Origin of the sequence: Neiella holothuriorum (genome assembly GCF_019457915.1) — a bacterium.
GTDB lineage: Bacteria > Pseudomonadota > Gammaproteobacteria > Enterobacterales > Neiellaceae > Neiella > Neiella holothuriorum.
Genome location: NZ_JAHZSS010000024.1, coordinates 1 through 15,616 on the forward strand (window position 1 = coordinate 1; position 15,616 = coordinate 15,616).

General features: G+C 48.5%; 13 protein-coding genes. 5 read left to right on the plus strand and 8 right to left on the minus strand.

All coding sequences use genetic code 11. The features are described from left to right. Positions 1 to 473: 473 nt before the first annotated feature. From accC to cutA, 5 genes are all read right to left on the minus strand, one after another. Positions 474 to 1,817, minus strand: coding sequence for an acetyl-CoA carboxylase biotin carboxylase subunit (gene accC / locus K0504_RS15800; protein WP_220105126.1), 1,344 nt, complete (start codon positions 1,815 to 1,817; stop codon positions 474 to 476). 11 nt (positions 1,818 to 1,828) lie between these two features. After that, the gene (accB, locus tag K0504_RS15805) at positions 1,829 to 2,275 is read right to left on the minus strand and encodes an acetyl-CoA carboxylase biotin carboxyl carrier protein (protein WP_220105127.1); all 447 of its coding nucleotides are present in this window, start codon (positions 2,273 to 2,275) and stop codon (positions 1,829 to 1,831) included. Between the two features lie 23 nt (positions 2,276 to 2,298). Beyond that, positions 2,299 to 2,760 (minus strand): type II 3-dehydroquinate dehydratase, encoded by a 462-nt coding sequence (gene aroQ, locus K0504_RS15810; RefSeq protein WP_220105128.1) that lies wholly within the window; start codon positions 2,758 to 2,760, stop codon positions 2,299 to 2,301. Positions 2,761 to 3,029: 269 nt separating this feature from the next. Continuing rightward, positions 3,030 to 4,760, minus strand: coding sequence for a protein-disulfide reductase DsbD (gene dsbD, locus K0504_RS15815; protein ID WP_220105129.1), 1,731 nt, complete (start codon positions 4,758 to 4,760; stop codon positions 3,030 to 3,032). A 17-nt stretch (positions 4,761 to 4,777) separates the two neighbouring features. Continuing rightward, positions 4,778 to 5,116 (minus strand): divalent-cation tolerance protein CutA, encoded by a 339-nt coding sequence (cutA, locus tag K0504_RS15820; protein WP_220105130.1) that lies wholly within the window; start codon positions 5,114 to 5,116, stop codon positions 4,778 to 4,780. Positions 5,117 to 5,243: 127 nt separating this feature from the next. On the opposite strand from cutA, the gene K0504_RS15825 reads away from it, so the two are divergent. The 3 genes from K0504_RS15825 to K0504_RS15835 all read left to right on the plus strand — a co-directional run bounded on the left by K0504_RS15825 (position 5,244) and on the right by K0504_RS15835 (position 8,656). Continuing rightward, entirely contained in the window at positions 5,244 to 5,723 is a 480-nt protein-coding gene (locus tag K0504_RS15825; protein ID WP_220105131.1) for an FxsA family protein, read from the plus strand. A 188-nt stretch (positions 5,724 to 5,911) separates the two neighbouring features. Further along, positions 5,912 to 7,024: a DUF3083 family protein gene (locus K0504_RS15830; protein ID WP_220105132.1), complete on the plus strand. Its 1,113-nt coding sequence runs from the start codon at positions 5,912 to 5,914 to the stop codon at positions 7,022 to 7,024. Positions 7,025 to 7,450: 426 nt separating this feature from the next. Next, entirely contained in the window at positions 7,451 to 8,656 is a 1,206-nt protein-coding gene (locus tag K0504_RS15835; protein WP_220105133.1) for a DUF418 domain-containing protein, read from the plus strand. Between the two features lie 114 nt (positions 8,657 to 8,770). On the opposite strand, the gene K0504_RS15840 is transcribed toward K0504_RS15835, so the two are convergent. Then, positions 8,771 to 9,850 carry a polysaccharide lyase family 7 protein gene (locus K0504_RS15840; RefSeq protein WP_220105134.1) on the minus strand — a complete coding sequence of 360 codons (1,080 nt, stop codon included), beginning with the start codon at positions 9,848 to 9,850 and terminating at the stop codon, positions 8,771 to 8,773. Between the two features lie 182 nt (positions 9,851 to 10,032). After that, positions 10,033 to 11,187: a Na/Pi symporter gene (locus tag K0504_RS15845; RefSeq protein WP_220105135.1), complete on the minus strand. Its 1,155-nt coding sequence runs from the start codon at positions 11,185 to 11,187 to the stop codon at positions 10,033 to 10,035. A gap of 375 nt (positions 11,188 to 11,562) precedes the next feature. On the opposite strand from K0504_RS15845, the gene K0504_RS15850 reads away from it, so the two are divergent. After that, positions 11,563 to 11,853 (plus strand): co-chaperone GroES, encoded by a 291-nt coding sequence (locus K0504_RS15850; RefSeq protein ID WP_220105136.1) that lies wholly within the window; start codon positions 11,563 to 11,565, stop codon positions 11,851 to 11,853. A gap of 84 nt (positions 11,854 to 11,937) precedes the next feature. After that, positions 11,938 to 13,584: a chaperonin GroEL gene (gene groL / locus K0504_RS15855; protein ID WP_220105137.1), complete on the plus strand. Its 1,647-nt coding sequence runs from the start codon at positions 11,938 to 11,940 to the stop codon at positions 13,582 to 13,584. 110 nt (positions 13,585 to 13,694) lie between these two features. On the opposite strand, the gene K0504_RS15860 is transcribed toward groL, so the two are convergent. Continuing rightward, positions 13,695 to 15,443, minus strand: a complete 1,749-nt coding sequence (locus K0504_RS15860) for a sensor domain-containing diguanylate cyclase (RefSeq protein WP_220105138.1) — start codon at positions 15,441 to 15,443, stop codon at positions 13,695 to 13,697. Positions 15,444 to 15,616 lie beyond the last annotated feature (173 nt).

Genomic DNA, 15,616 nt, shown 5'->3' on the forward strand with positions numbered 1-15,616 from the left:
GAGTGCGCTTTGTTTTTGAAGGGATTCGCTTTTCCATCATAGGTCTCCAATGTGTAAACCTATTTCAGGACGGGACATGGGTAACAAAAAAGGCTAGGTAACATCTGATAAGTCGTGGTCAGCATGAATGCTGTAGCGAACAGCGAAAGGCTAAAAACGCGATCGCAACACACTTATAAGAAGGCGGATTTTGCCACCGTCAGCTAGGAGAGCGTTGCTTGGCTGCGTTGCTAACTCGGTAGGCTAGGACCAGAGAAAGCACTGAATAGCAGTTAACATTCACTCAAGACGGCAGTTCATTCCGTGCCATAAAGAATACATGATTTGTGGGACCGGTTCCACGTGAGGGATGTGATTCGGCTATCATTATTTTGTTCTATAGCGGAAAAAATTAGTGGTCAGAGTAGCTACAAAAAAAGCGCAGCTGGCATAGCAACTGCGCTTGATTTAATTATGGAAAAGCCGGTTGATGATTACTGCATACCGAGCTTTTTCTCCAAATAGTGGATGTTGGTACCACCATGCTGGAAATTTTCATCGGCTAGGATTTTCTGATGCAGTGGCGGATTGGTTTTGATGCCATCCACAACTAATTCACCTAACGCATTGCGCATACGGGCGATCGCAACATCACGATTTTCGCCATAGGTGATCAGCTTGCCAATCATCGAATCATAATGCGGAGGTACCTTGTAGCCAGAATAGATGTGCGAATCCCAACGGATGCCTAAACCACCCGGCGGGTGGAACCGCTCGATGGTACCCGGGGAAGGCACAAAAGTATCTGGATCTTCGGCATTGATGCGGCACTCCATCGCGTGACCACTGAGCTTGATATCGTCTTGCTTAAACGATAACGGTTGGCCAGCAGCAATGCGCAGTTGTTCTTTAATCAAATCAACACCCGTTACCATTTCGGTAACAGGATGCTCAACCTGAATTCGAGTGTTCATCTCGATGAAATAGAACTCGCCATTCTCGTACAGGAACTCAAATGTGCCAGCGCCACGATAATCAATTTCAAGGCAAGCACGGCAACAGCGCTCACCAATAAACTTGCGCATTTCTTCAGTAATGCCCGGTGCTGGCGCTTCTTCAATGACTTTCTGGTGGCGGCGTTGCATGGAGCAATCGCGTTCACCCAAGTGAATCGCACCGCCTTGACCATCGGCTAAAACTTGAACCTCAATATGACGTGGGTTTTCTAGGTATTTCTCCATGTAAACCATGTCGTTATTGAAGGCTGCACCGGCTTCTGCGCGGGTCATTTGGATGGATTGTAGTAACTCGTCTTCGGCATGCACAACACGCATACCGCGACCGCCACCACCACCTGATGCCTTAATGATCACCGGATAACCGATGCGCTTGGCAATGGCGATGTTTTTAGCATCATCTTCGCCGAGCGGCCCATCAGAACCTGGCACACAAGGCACGCCGGCTTTCTTCATCGCCTTAATGGCTTCTACCTTGTCGCCCATCACGCGAATAGTGTCTGCTTTGGGGCCAATGAAAATAAAGCCGCTTTGTTCTACCTGTTCGGCAAAATCAGCGTTTTCAGATAAGAAACCGTAACCAGGGTGAATGGCTACCGCGCCAGTGACCTCCGCGGCCGCAATAATACGTGGCACATTGAGGTAACTTTTCATCGCTGCAGGTTCACCAATACAAACAGATTCGTCGGCCAGCAATACGTGTTTTAAATCGCGATCGGCGGTCGAATGGACCGCGACTGTCTTAATGCCGAGTTCTTTGCATGCACGCAATACGCGCAAGGCAATTTCACCTCGGTTTGCAATCACTACTTTATCTAGCATGACAGACTCGCTTATTCGATGATGATGAGAGGTTCGTCGAACTCAACTGACTGTCCGTCTTCAACCAGAATGGCTTTCACCACGCCTGTTTTGTCTGATTCGATTTGGTTCATCATCTTCATCGCTTCGATGATGCAAAGGGTTTCGCCGGCGCTTACTGATTGACCAACTTCCACGAACGGCGCTGCGCCCGGAGCTGGTGAGCGATAAAAAGAACCTACCATCGGTGATTTCAGGGCGTGGCCAGATGCTTCCGGTGCTGCCGCTTCAGGGGCTGCTGCAACCGGAGCAGGTGCCGCAACGACTGGAGCTGCCGCAATAGGGGCCGCTACTGGTGCTGCAGCAACAACGCCGCCGCACGTGATGCGAACTGACTCTTCACCTTCGGTGATCTCAAGTTCTGAAATGCCGGACTCTTCTACCAGTTCAATCAGTTTCTTAAGTTTGCGAATATCCATAGTGTAGGGATCTCTTTTTGTAATTAGTTTGTCGGGTTGTTCGATGACAACTGCTGGAAGGCAGCCAACATCGCGAGTTCATAACCAATAGGGCCCAAGCCACAAATGACGCCTTGTGCCACATCGGAAAAATAAGAGTGTTGTCGGAATGATTCACGGGCATGAACATTCGACAAATGAATTTCAATAAATGGAATCGCCACCGCTAACAACGCATCGCGCAGCGCCACACTGGTGTGGGTAAATGCGGCAGGGTTGATCAGAATAAAATCTACCTGACCTTGGGCGGCATGCACCGCGTCAATTAACTCGGCTTCAGCGTTGCTCTGCAGGTGCTCAATAGCAACATCGTATTTACCAGCCAAATCTTTTAGTTGCTCGATAATAGAGGCGAGCGTTTGATGCCCATACTTATCTGGCTCTCGAGTGCCCAGTAAATTCAGATTGGGACCGTTTAGTACCAGAATTCGGTATTTGTTAGGCATTAGGCAGGCATCCTCGGCAAAAAAGTTGTTAATTGTTGTTAACGTCTCGTTAGATGTTAAATCTTACGAAAAGTTCCACCGAATAGTCGGCAGATTTCAATTTCTGCGATGATAATGGAAAATCGCACCCGTTCGCAGCTTTTTTCTGGTCTAATCTCCGAAAATCTGTGAGGCAGCGTACAACTTATGGTCGCTAAGGGAGCTTCATGTAGGCATTTGCTGCCCGATTTGACCTCCAAGTGTAGGCCAAATCGGCTATTTCGGTAGCTTTACTGGGCGGTAGATTGAATGTGAAGGATAAAAGGGGCGGGTTTTAGAAAGCCGGCGATTCGAAACTCAACCAGCTCGTCACCATTCGCTGAAAATAATAACAAGCTTGGTAAACCAAGAATGTTGTAGTGCTCAAGCAGTTCAATGTCCTGCAGTGTTGAAGCCGTGACATCGATGCGTATCAAACGCCAATCGGCCAATTCTGCGCGCACATTAGGATCGGGAAAGGTGTACTTATCAAATTCTTTACAGGCAACGCACCAGTCTGCGTAAAAGTCGACAAGGGCAGGCTGCCCCGCCCGTTTTGCCGCCGCTAGTTGCTCAGCCAGTTCTGCTTGATTAGTGACGGTTATAAACCCCAGCTCATCTTTGCTGATATTTTGGTTTGGCGTAATCGATGACGGCAATACCTGCATCGCGAAGTAACTTGCGCCAGCCAATGTGATGATCGCCAGGGCATAACCCAAGGTTCCAATGATCGGACGCGTGACTTGGCGCAATGCAAACAATAAATAGCTGGCCGTGATCAGCAGTAGTAGCGCCCATAACGCTGCCGAAGCGGGCTCCGGTATCATTCGCTCAAGCAAGAACACTGGCACCGCTAGCGTCATGAAGCCCAACAAGTGCTTGACCACATTCATCCACTGGCCACTTTTAGGCAGCAATTTAGCGCCAACGGTTCCAACCACCAATAAAGGCAAGCCCATGCCGAGCGACAATAGATACAAGGCGCTGCCGCCAAACAACAAATCACCGCTTTGCCCTACGTAGAGCAGCGCGGCAGACAATGGGGCTGTGGTGCAAGGCGATGCCACTAAACCGGCAATCACACCTAAGCCAAAAACGGGGCCGAACTTACCACCTTCCATGCCCTCACTGGTCTGTTGCAAACGATCGCGCAAGCTGGCCGGTAGCTGTAGGTTAAAGACGCCAAACATCGACAACGCGAGTAATCCAAACAGCAGGCTCAGGCCAATCAATACCGCCGGGTGTTGAAATGCTGCTTGTAGTTGCATGCCAAATGACGCCACCAATAATCCCAGTAAGGTATACGTGAGCGCCATGCCCTGCACATAAGTAAAGCTAAGAGCAAAGGCTTGTGATTTGGAAGCCTGTTTATTGCCGGCGATGACGCTCGACAAAATTGGGTACATGGGAAATACACACGGCGTAAAAGCTAAACCCAAGCCAAGTAAAAAGAACAATCCAAGTGTGGCAACGTTGCTGTCGGTGGCGAGAGAATCGGCCAAACTTGCTTGGCTAGCAGATGCCGCAGCGGTGCTTGATAGGGTTGCCGGCAACGATATTTTTTGCTTCGTGGGTGGGTAGCACAAACCGGCTTCAGCACAGCCCATATAGGTGACGGTTAGGGCGGAACTATTTTGAGCGGTGTAGGTGAGTGGTACCGTCAAGCTATGGTAGTAAACGTCGGTTATGCCAAAGAACTCGTCCTCGTGAGGTTTGGCAGGAGGCAGGGTAGCCGGGGTAATGATCTGGCCATTTAATTCGAACTTTAGCTTTTCTTTGTAGAGATAATAGCCATCTTCAATTTGCCAAAACACCTCGAGCTTGCCGGGCTCAATGACATCGTACGCAAACACAAACGCTTTCTCTTCTGGCAGAAACTCTGGCGTGTCCTGCAGAAATGACAGCGAATTTGCCCAACTATTAAAGCTTAACAGTGTTAAACAAAGGGAGGCTAAGAGCACTCGCCACCACGACTTTGGCATTTGGTGTGTTACTGCTTTTATGAACATTCGTTTATTACCCACTGGCGATATGTTTGGCTGGCGTCATCCGCTGTCAATACGACAAGCTCTGGCGTGTCATAAGGATGGTGCTGCTCGAGCCAAGCCATCGCATCGATGACTTTTTCACTACTGGTTTTAATGACCAACTGAACTTCTGGATCATGACAAACTTTTTGTTGCCAACGATACCAGCTTTGCATCTGCGGGAGAACGTTAATGCAAGCTGCAAGTCGTTGAGCTAACAACCCATTTGCTAATGTCGCGGCCTGTTGCTGATCGGCGCAGGTCGTTAGCAGGATTTTCAGCTGGGAGTTAGCTTGGGAGTTTGACGTCATTACCGTGCAACCTTACGTTGGATTTGTGGTCTGAGAGACCATACTAAAGCGGTCACTAAGGTGTAGGCTTGAAAAGTAGCCAACCCAACCGCATGTAATAAGTTCACCTAATTATTGGAGCAAGACCTTGCCATTTCTTTTGTTGATTTTGCTGGTGCCAGTCATCGAGTTAACCGTATTGGTTCAGGTTGGCAGCCAAATCGGCGCACTCGGCGCCATCGGCCTGACCATTCTGACTGCCATTGTTGGGCTGTCGTTGGTTAGGAGTCAAGGTCTAAGCGTGATGCAGCGTGCTCAACAAAATATGGCGCAAGGGCAGAATACGGCACCGGAAGTCGTGGAAGGAGGCATGCTGGCATTTGCTGGGTTGTGCTTATTGATCCCTGGCTTTATTACCGATGCACTCGGCGCTTTACTCTTGCTGCCGCCACTGCGTAAGCAATTTGCCAAGTCCGTGTTGAGCTCGCGGGTTATTCGTTTCGGTGGTGTTGGCGGTCATGGTTCATTTCAGCAAGGGCCGTTTCAAAGCCGCCCGAATGACTCTCAAACGGGCAACACCATTGATGGTGAATATGAACGTAAAGATGATAACGACCGCTTAAACTAACGGAATCATGCGACCGAGATCGTCGGTCGCCTACCTTGCTCTGCCTATTCTCACCTTGTCTTGTAAGACCTTTCCCTTTCAAACCGTTGCTAGATCACTGTTGCTGGCTTTAGCCCTCGTGCTGCAATCAAAGATGTGTAAAATTCCTTGCATTCAATGAAAACAAGAAAAGATGAAAGGGAAAAAACATGCTATCTAGAGATCGAGGCCAGCAGCACAAGGTCTATATTCCATCGAACGCACGCGAAAACCAGTACCTACTGGCTAAATTTGAGCTAACCGATGAATTGTTGGCGGCCTTTTCGCAACAGGGAGCTGACGATTCAGACTCTCCTTACTCTTACTGCTATCAGCAACTGGCCAATTTGTTTTTCGATGTATGCGACAAACATGGCCTTGATGCAGGCCAGTTCATTGCCAACGATAAGTTTCTTCGCGTTCGTTACTGCCCTGAAATGTTCACCGTTGAATCAGAGCAACAGCTGACGTTCTTATACAGCCCGAAATACCACACCGGTAGTCGCGCTTTTTTCGATGGCAATGAACGCGTTCGTAAAATCAAATTATTGTTCTTAGCAACTGGCCCTGAGCTGCGCCATTACTCGGCTAAATTCCACACCCAAGTGACCGAAGCGGTAAAAGAATACGCGCAGTTACTTGAGCTGGCCTCAGGTGCTATTCGCCTTTGCGATCATCAACACCTGACCTACGACTTATTCGCCAAAGAAAAAGGCGTTGAAGGTGTGCAGGCGCATAAATTGCGTTCCATTGCGAATCGTTTCCGCGCCCATGATGTGGAAATTGATGAAAATGAATTGGACTCGCAAACCTATGCGGTGGTTAACCTGCATGTGAATAAGCGAGTGCAAAAATTAGTAGCTGCCGATAAATCATCAGATTGGCCGTATTTAGAGTTGTACAAGCACTTGTATGAAACCTTTGTTGCGAGTGCCAAAGCCGCCGGCTTAGAGCGCGGCATTATGACTGCCAATGATCGCACGCCGGTTGTACGCAGTAAGGTTGATAGCCACATCTCTGAAAATGGTGAACTACAAACCATCGACTTTAACGAAAAAGATCCAATCAATGGTTTTGATTGTTACTTCGCTAAAGGCAACTTGGTGGATGCCATTCAGTTCATTATGATCGCGTCAAAAGGTGATAAAACGAGCTACGGCTACGGTAAATTCATCAGTGACGTACACCAAGCCATGCGTGATTTCGCTGACCGTATTGATCATGATGAGAAGCGAGAAAACCTATCCATGCGCGTTCATCAACACATTGGCGGTCATATTTAACACTCCTCGGCTCAATAACGCCCCCAAAAAACCAGCGATTTGTTCGCTGGTTTTTTATTGGGCTTTTGGAAGAAAATCCGGCCCAAACAGTATGGTTATGGTTCAGGAATTCGTCGTTCAGGACGGCAGCCCCAAACGAGCTGTACCTTGTCACCATTTTTCACTAACTAACTAACTAACTAACTAACTAACTAACTGTAATATTTGCTGTTGTTTGCCTGCCAGTACGTTACTCGAACGCCTACGTCACAAAATCATTCACAATTTTCGATCCAGTGGACAAAAGTCCTAACCGCTGTAATTAGTCGAACGATCGTCAATAACGCCCTGTTTACGCTAATGGCTCAGGGTTTTGCCAATGGCTCCCATGATATTGGCAAAGCTATTTCTGACAAATCACACGTTAGCTACAGGACCTCATAAACCATGGAAACGCGAATTGCAGGTGAGTCGAAACGGATTCAATTGCTCGATATTTTAAGAGGCTTTGCGTTGCTTCTTATCGTCATCATCCACTATGTGGAGCACTTTGATTTTTTTGCCCCTGCGCAACAGGGGCTCATATTTTCTAGCCAAACCGATCAACTGGTCATGAACGGCGTCTTTGCGCTTGTGAGTGGCAAAGCCTACGCCATTTTTGCATTGTTGTTTGGCTACAGTTGTTTTATCCAAATTAATCGGAAAGCACGAGCAGGTGTCGACTTCAGAGGGCGATACCTTTGGCGTTTATGTATTTTATTTGCGATCGGCTTTGCGCATTCATTGGTTTATAAGGGAGATATTCTTCACCTTTATGCGGCGCTCGGGCTCGTCCTCATTGGCCTCTATCACGTCAATAGCAAGGTTCTGATAGTTATCTGCGTACTTTTAGCTTTGCAGATCCCCTCTATTTATCAGCTTACTCAAGCAGTTATCGATTCAACTTATGACTATCAAGAAACCTTTGGCATGGGCATTTGGCACCTCGTTGATCAAACCTATGCAACCGGAACGTTAGCCGATGTGATGAATTTTAATCTTTGGCAAGGCAGAACCACGGTGCTCGGCTGGACCTTTTATAATGGTCGCTACCTGCAGCTTGTGTCGTTGTTTATTTTGGGATTGGTGCTGGCTCGCTATCAGTTCTTTGAAACGATTTTGCAGCGCAAAAAGGCTATTCCTATCTTTCTAGTCGGATGCGCTTGCGCCATGGTTGCGTTGATGGTTCTGATGTCGTTTGTGACCGATGGCCTAACCGCGCAGCAAGCTAAGCACCTAAACCTAATTCTTGGCTCTTATTACAACTTGGCATTTACAGGCGTTATTTGTGCGTCGCTGATTTACCTCTATTTGCAGTTTGGCACCAATAAGGTACATGAGTTGCTGGCTGCATATGGGCGCATGAGCCTGACCAACTACTTAGCGCAAGCGCTGTTTGGGGTTTGGTTCTTCTATGGTTTTGGTTTGGCCATGTACCAATACATGGGCGCGACAATGAGTTTGATACTTGGGGTGCTGGTGTTTAGTGCGCAAGCTTACTTTAGTCTTTGGTGGCAGCGCCGCTACCGACATGGGCCGGTTGAATGGCTCTGGCGCTCACTCACCTATATTGGTCACGACAGCAACGTCAAAAAACTGGTGCTGAGCAAGTAAGTGTTTCGTTGATGTTCATTTGCAGACAAGCCAAATGAAGTAGAACGCTTGCCAATGAAAAAGCCAGTGAGATGTCACTGGCTTTTTCCGCACGTTGAAGGCTCGCGGCATTCATCAGTTCGTCGCGGGAATTGGGGTTGCCTCGCTAAGCTCTAATTTACTAAATGCGACATTGACGTAATCGCCATTGGCTTTATCAGTGGCCCAATCGCCAGTGCCAGGGCATTGTTGGTGGGCTTGGCTGCATTGGTTATAGGCACCTGCTTTGAAATATAAAAAGTCGCCGCTGTAACCCTGCGGGTGATCGGCATCGTCTACATCGCCATAGGCGTTGACGTTGTTTGACAGGTCAATTTGATAGTGTATTTCGGGCTTCCCTTCGGCGCTAAATGTAAGCTGCATGATGTTTTGGTCAACATTCACCTCATAGCTAAATGATTCCCCCAACCGAATGCCGTCTTCGCCCGGGTTGTCTCGGTTTTTTGGACCATTACCCCAAACAGGGTAAGCGATATCGCGTCGGGCTTTGTTGCCGCGCGCCAAGTTACGCTCGTAGGTCCAATACACCGAGCCGGTATTGTGGTTTGGAAATTTCTTATAGAAGATCTTCAGCGGCTCGTTACCCCAGCCAAAACCGCCCCGCTTGTCTTTCATTTTGCCCGCGTGAATTTGGCCAATCACAACAGCATGAGCCGATTTTGCGTGCGGCTTACCTGTTCGAAGTGCCACATGATTCACTTTGAGGGTGGCCAACATCTTTCCGCCAATGGCCGCAAATTCGGCTGCTTGCGGGTGGGCGGCAAGCGCAAAATTGTTGAGCGGGCTATGGGTATCAATCTGTTCATTGGTGCCGCGTAGCATCTGTCGTAATTCACTGCGAGTATTGGTCGAGTTGGCGGTACGCATGGCATTGTTGGAGGCGGCAAAAACCATGTAGCCGTCTTCATCTAAGTAGAAAAAATCAGCATGAGCATAAGACTGCAGCTGCGCTACGGTTATTTCATCAACTTTCCCGTCGTTGTTTTCATCAAGCGGCACGGTTAGCTTCCAATGACTTAAGTCAAAGTGTTGAGCGGGTAACGCCGCAGGAGAGACTGTATTGGATGATTCAATCCGATGGCCGCTACAAGCTATTTGAGCACAAGACAGCAGTGCGATGACCAATGTGGCAAACAACTTGGTGTTGGAATTCATTGATATCTCAAGATAAAGGGGCTGCAGTAGCAGCTAGTCTACGCCTTGCGATGCGGTAATCATATGTCTTATGTCAGCAAATTATCGACTGTCGGTCGGCGGTAACATGAACACTCCCCCCTGGGTTATAAAAAAGCCCAGCAATCGCTGGGCTTGTGGCTAGAAACACGAGTTGGTGCCGATTAAGTCAAACTAAAAATTCCAACCGGCAAGGCAAAAAACGCGGTGCCTAAGTAGCCTGCAGCTACCCATTGACGTGGGCTGGCGGCTGCTTGAGAAAGCTTTTCTGCACACCAGAGCGGGATATTTCTGAGCACGGGGATGCCATAAATCATTACCGTTGAAAGCAGATTAAACAACAAGTGCAGAATGGCAATTGTCATCGCGGCCTGAGCCGTTGGGCCGGTAATTGCGGTTGCTGCCAAAATCGCCGTGATCGTGGTGCCAATATTGGCGCCGAGGGTAAAGGGGTAGATTTCTTTCAGAGTTAAGGTGCCAGAGCCAACCAATGGGACAATTAAGCTTGTGGTGGTGGATGAGCTTTGCACCAATACCGTCACGGCTGCGCCGGAGGTGACACCTGAAATAGGACCGCGGCCAAGGGCCTTTTTCAGGATGTGGCGCGCCCTACCGACCATGACCGCCCGTAGTAACTTTGATAATCCTGTGACGGCCAGCAAAATGAGACCGATACCGACAATGATTTGTGCCATAGCCTGACCATTTGCCGGCAGCCATGCTAAAGCAAAATTCAATACCGTGTCGCCCGGCGCCAGTATTGGCTTCATGAAATTAAACCCACTCATGGACAGGCTCTCTGTGCCCATAAATGTGCTGACGAGTGCCGATGACGTTTTTTCGAGAAAGCCCGTCATGATTTCAATTGGCAATAGAATCAAGACCGCCAGCCAGTTAAAGAAGTCGTGAATTGTTGATGCAGCAAAGGCGCGCCGAAATTCTTCGCCTTGCCTTAGGTGGCCGAGGCTCACCAATGTATTGGTGATGGTCGTGCCGATATTGGCGCCCATGATCATGGGAATCGCCATTGACAGCGGCAAGCCGCCGGCAACTAAACCGACGATCACCGACGTCACCGTACTTGATGATTGAACCAGAGATGTTGCAACAACCCCTAACAGCAACGCCGCAACGGGGTGGGTGGCAAACGCAAAAATTTGCTCCGCACCTTCAGAGCCGCCCGATAAAAACTTAAAGCCGTCGCCAATGGCATTCACGGCGACCAGAACTAAATAGACGGACAAGGCAATGCCTAGCCATTTACGCCATTGAGCAGGCGCGTGACTAGGAGGTGGTTCGAGTGTTGCGAAGCTATCCATGTGTGTAAACCTATAAAATTTGGGAGGTATAAAAAGAGCGCGTACTTTAGAGCGCCAAGCTGAACCAACGCTGAACCTGATAGTCAGCCTGGGAATTGTTGGATAGCAATCTGGGCAGGAGCCTCTGGGGCTCCATCATCTTCAAGTGGCCTGTTGGTTGAGCCTAGCCAAGGCGGCTGATTGTCTAGAATGCCCCTGATGTTGAGTGAGCCACTCGCCAAGATGCGGTCAGTGCTTGTCGCGATTTTCAAAAATTTTTCGCCTTACCGCTTGTATTGATAAAAACCATCCCCATTTTTCATTCATCCCGGCGAGAGCGCGATGCTTTCGCCAGTGTCATAACTTACTTTGGAACGTGAATCGGAGATCTAACTCATGAACATTCGTCCATTACACGATCGCGTGCTGGTTAAGCGCTTGGAAGTGGAAACTAAGTCTGCAGGCGGCATCGTTCTGACCGGCAGCGCAGCAGAAAAATCTTCAAAAGGTGAAGTAGTTGCTGTAGGTGCTGGCCGCACCTTAGATAACGGCGAAGTGAAAGCCGTATCTGTACAGGTTGGTGACGTCGTTTTATTTGGTCACGGTGTAGAAAAAGCCGAGAAAATTGCCGGTGAAGAACACTTGATCATGAAAGAAGACAACGTTCTAGCCGTTGTTGAAGGCTAACTAGTTTTTAACCGCTGGCACTACGCCACCGGTGTAACGCTGAGTCAACTCGCGTAAGTAACGAATACATAGGAATTGAAGACAATGGCTGCAAAAGAAGTCAAATTCGGAAACGATGCTCGCACTAAAATGCTAGCGGGCGTAAATATCCTGGCAGATGCTGTAAAAGTAACTTTAGGCCCTAAAGGCCGCAACGTAGTTCTGGATAAGAGCTTCGGTGCCCCGACCATCACTAAAGATGGTGTTTCAGTTGCGAAAGAAATCGAGCTGGAAGACAAGTTTGAAAACATGGGCGCGCAGATGGTGAAAGAAGTTTCTTCTAAAACCTCTGACAACGCCGGTGACGGTACAACCACTGCAACTGTTTTGGCCCAAGCTGTTATCAACGAAGGCATGAAAGCCGTTGCTGCTGGCATGAACCCAATGGATCTGAAACGCGGCATCGACAAAGCTGTTGCCGTAGCGGTTGAAGAATTGGCTGCGATTTCAGTGCCATGTGCTGACAACAAATCAATTGCTCAAGTGGGCACCATCTCTGCTAACTCTGACGCAATCGTTGGTGAAATCATCGCTACTGCGATGGACAAAGTTGGTAAAGAAGGCGTCATCACTGTTGAAGAAGGTCAGGCTCTCGACAACGAATTAGACGTAGTTGAAGGCATGCAGTTCGACCGTGGTTACCTGTCGCCTTACTTCATCAACAACCAAGAAAACGGCACTGTTGAGCTGGAAAGCCCATTCATCCTGTTGGTTGATAAGAAAATCTCTAACATCCGCGAATTGCTGCCATTGCTAGAAGGTCTGGCGAAAACAGGCAAACCATTGCTGATCATCGCTGAAGATCTTGAAGGCGAAGCGCTGGCAACTCTGGTTGTGAACAACATGCGCGGCATCGTGAAAGTAGCTGGTGTGAAAGCGCCTGGTTTCGGCGACCGTCGTAAAGCCATGCTGCAAGACATCGCGATTCTAACTGGCGGTACTGTGATTTCTGAAGAAATCGGTCTGGAGCTGGAAAAAGCAACTCTGGAAGATTTGGGTACGGCTAAGCGCGTTGTAATCGACAAAGACAACACCACCATCATTGATGGTGAAGGTGAAGTTGAAGCGATTGAAGGCCGCGTAGGTCAAATTCGTCAGCAAATCGAAGATGCAAGCTCTGACTATGATCGTGAAAAACTGCAAGAGCGCGTGGCTAAGCTAGCTGGCGGTGTTGCTGTGATTAAAGTCGGTGCTGCGACTGAAATCGAAATGAAAGAGAAAAAAGCTCGCGTTGAAGATGCCCTGCACGCCACTCGTGCTGCGGTAGAAGAAGGCGTAGTACCAGGTGGTGGCACCGCGCTAATTCGCGTTGCTAGCAAGCTGGTTGAGCTGAAAGGCGACAACGAAGATCAGAACCACGGTATCCTAATCGCGCTACGTGCGATGGAAGCACCGCTGCGTCAAATCGTTACCAATTCAGGTTTAGAAGCCTCTGTTGTTGCGAACGAAGTGAAGAACGGCGAAGGTAACTATGGTTTTAACGCTGGCGCTGAAAACTACGGCGACATGCTGGAAATGGGTATCCTTGACCCAACTAAAGTAACTCGTTCGGCTCTGCAGTTCGCTGCTTCAATCGGTGGCCTGATGATCACCACTGAAGCCATGGTTGCGGAAATCCCACAAGAAGCTGCGCCAGCTGCACCTGATATGGGTGGCATGGGCGGTATGGGTGGCATGGGCGGCATGATGTAAGCTCCCCCAGCCCGCTTTCTGACAGGTTCAGAAAGCCGCTAAAACAAAAAACGCTCTGACTTGGTCAGGGCGTTTTTTTATGGGCAACTGGATGTGCGACGAGCTGCGGTTTATTTCTGCACTGGCGTGACGATTTGCTCGTTTGCTAGCTCGGCGTGATAACTCACCACTTGATTGCGGCCATTTTGTTTGGCGTGATAAAGCGCTTGATCGGCTTGCTCGAAACAATGTGAGAAGGTTTGGTTGCCAGCCGCATCCCATTTAGCAAGGCCGATGCTCAATGTATGTGGCACTTGGTTGCCATTGGCTTGGCTCACTTGTTTGGCGAAGGTACGGCGTATGCGTTCGGCGATAATCAAAGCCATGCGTTGATTAATCACATTGGTGATAATGACAAATTCTTCGCCTCCCCACCGTGCGGCAACATCGACCGAGCGGCATTCATTTTTCAAAATGGTGGCTAGTTCCTGCAACACTTGATCGCCGACCACATGACCATGTTTATCATTGATTTGTTTGAAGTCGTCTAAATCAATGAGTAACAGCCAATATTCAACGCCTGACTCCACTTGCTCCGCCAATTGTGCTGAACATTGTTCGATGTAGCGCCGGTTTTTTAATTGAGTGAGGGAGTCAATCATCGACAGCTCGGCTTCGGCCTGTAGTTTGTGAGACGAGTGTTTCATCTTGGCAAGCATCGCCAGAACCAGCATAAAGCATTCGAACAACACCGCTAACTGAGACATGTTTAACGTGCTCATGCCGAAGGTCGACCATTCGCTGGTGGCAGATATTAAGCTGGCAAATAAGCTAATTGAGTAAGGGATCCAAGCAATGATGTAGAACACCACATACTGGTTGCCTCGCTGATAACACATCCAACCCAATAACGGTTGAATGGTCATGCTCAGAAGGCTGAAAAACGAGATGTATAAAACAAGATCGTAAAAGCCCAGTAACCGAAGTGGTATTGCCAGCAAATAAATGGCAATTAATCCCAGCAAGGCTTTATCTATTTTGGGCAATAACGTTGGCGTGTTAAGCAGGTAGCGGCTGAATTGAAACGAGAAAATCGCAACGCCGAGGTAAATGATGTGAAACGACTGATTAAACAGCCACGGATGCTGTGGCCAAAGAAACTGAAAGCTAAACCCGTTAAGTGAAGCCCACATCAACATGGACAGGCTCAGGTAAACAAAAAAGTAGCCAAAGTAAGGCGACTTCCTCACGCCAGAGTAGCGCCACAGTGCAAAGGCAAACAATGTCATGCCAAAAAATAGCCCGTAATAAATGCCAAACAGCAGGTTTTCTTCAATCAGGTGATCGGTGAAGGCGCCTTGCTCGGACACGTACCCCTGAATGCTCACGGTTTCTAAAGTGCGATTGGATAGCTTTAGATAGGCTTGGACAGTGCTTTGTGGTGCTTGGCTGTAGCGTACGTTGAGTAATCGGTACTGTTGGTCTCGCTGGTTAAAAACATCATGATCGCTTCTAACGTGTCGTTGCCAATCATCCTGTTGGCTGCGCGTGTAAAGCGTTAGGTCATCGAGATAACTGGTTTCCGGCGTGAGCACCCAAGTCAGAGGTTCATCAGATTCGTTAACTAAGGTAAAGGCCAACCAATAGTGACTTCGAGTAACACCACGATTGCTTTGAGCGACCGTAAACGGCTGAAAGAGCCCCTGCTGATGCATGGCGATGATCTGTTCGAGATCTAGCTCGCCATTAATATCTTCGAGTAGTTCGGCTTTGCCCGCCAGCCCTAGCTTGACCGTATGACGATCAAGTTGAATCGTTGTTGCTAAGCTGCTGCTGCAGAATAGGGTTAGCAGTAAGAGCCAGAAGCAGTGGTGTCGCATTAAATTAGAATTCATTAATTTTTAAAATGTCATTTACATAAATGTACCTCATGACCATTTAAAAACGACAACTGAGCGCCTTTTGTTTGCCGGTTTGTGGCCTAGCACTAATTTACTAAAGGTGGTTTGAGTTTTAAAAAATCTTGAGAAAGCCCTCAGATGCACTAACTTAT

Bases quoted from the DNA above. Each gene is read 5' to 3' on its own strand.
- accC (WP_220105126.1), bottom strand. From the start codon at position 1,817: ATGCTAGATAAAGTAGTGATTGCAAACCGAGGTGAAATTGCCTTGCGC.
- accB (WP_220105127.1), bottom strand. From the start codon at position 2,275: ATGGATATTCGCAAACTTAAGAAACTGATTGAACTGGTAGAAGAGTCC.
- aroQ (WP_220105128.1), bottom strand. From the start codon at position 2,760: ATGCCTAACAAATACCGAATTCTGGTACTAAACGGTCCCAATCTGAAT.
- dsbD (WP_220105129.1), bottom strand. From the start codon at position 4,760: ATGCCAAAGTCGTGGTGGCGAGTGCTCTTAGCCTCCCTTTGTTTAACA.
- cutA (WP_220105130.1), bottom strand. From the start codon at position 5,116: ATGACGTCAAACTCCCAAGCTAACTCCCAGCTGAAAATCCTGCTAACG.
- K0504_RS15830 (WP_220105132.1), top strand. From the start codon at position 5,912: ATGCTATCTAGAGATCGAGGCCAGCAGCACAAGGTCTATATTCCATCG.
- K0504_RS15835 (WP_220105133.1), top strand. From the start codon at position 7,451: ATGGAAACGCGAATTGCAGGTGAGTCGAAACGGATTCAATTGCTCGAT.
- K0504_RS15840 (WP_220105134.1), bottom strand. From the start codon at position 9,850: ATGAATTCCAACACCAAGTTGTTTGCCACATTGGTCATCGCACTGCTG.
- K0504_RS15845 (WP_220105135.1), bottom strand. From the start codon at position 11,187: ATGGATAGCTTCGCAACACTCGAACCACCTCCTAGTCACGCGCCTGCT.
- K0504_RS15850 (WP_220105136.1), top strand. From the start codon at position 11,563: ATGAACATTCGTCCATTACACGATCGCGTGCTGGTTAAGCGCTTGGAA.
- groL (WP_220105137.1), top strand. From the start codon at position 11,938: ATGGCTGCAAAAGAAGTCAAATTCGGAAACGATGCTCGCACTAAAATG.
- K0504_RS15860 (WP_220105138.1), bottom strand. From the start codon at position 15,443: ATGCGACACCACTGCTTCTGGCTCTTACTGCTAACCCTATTCTGCAGC.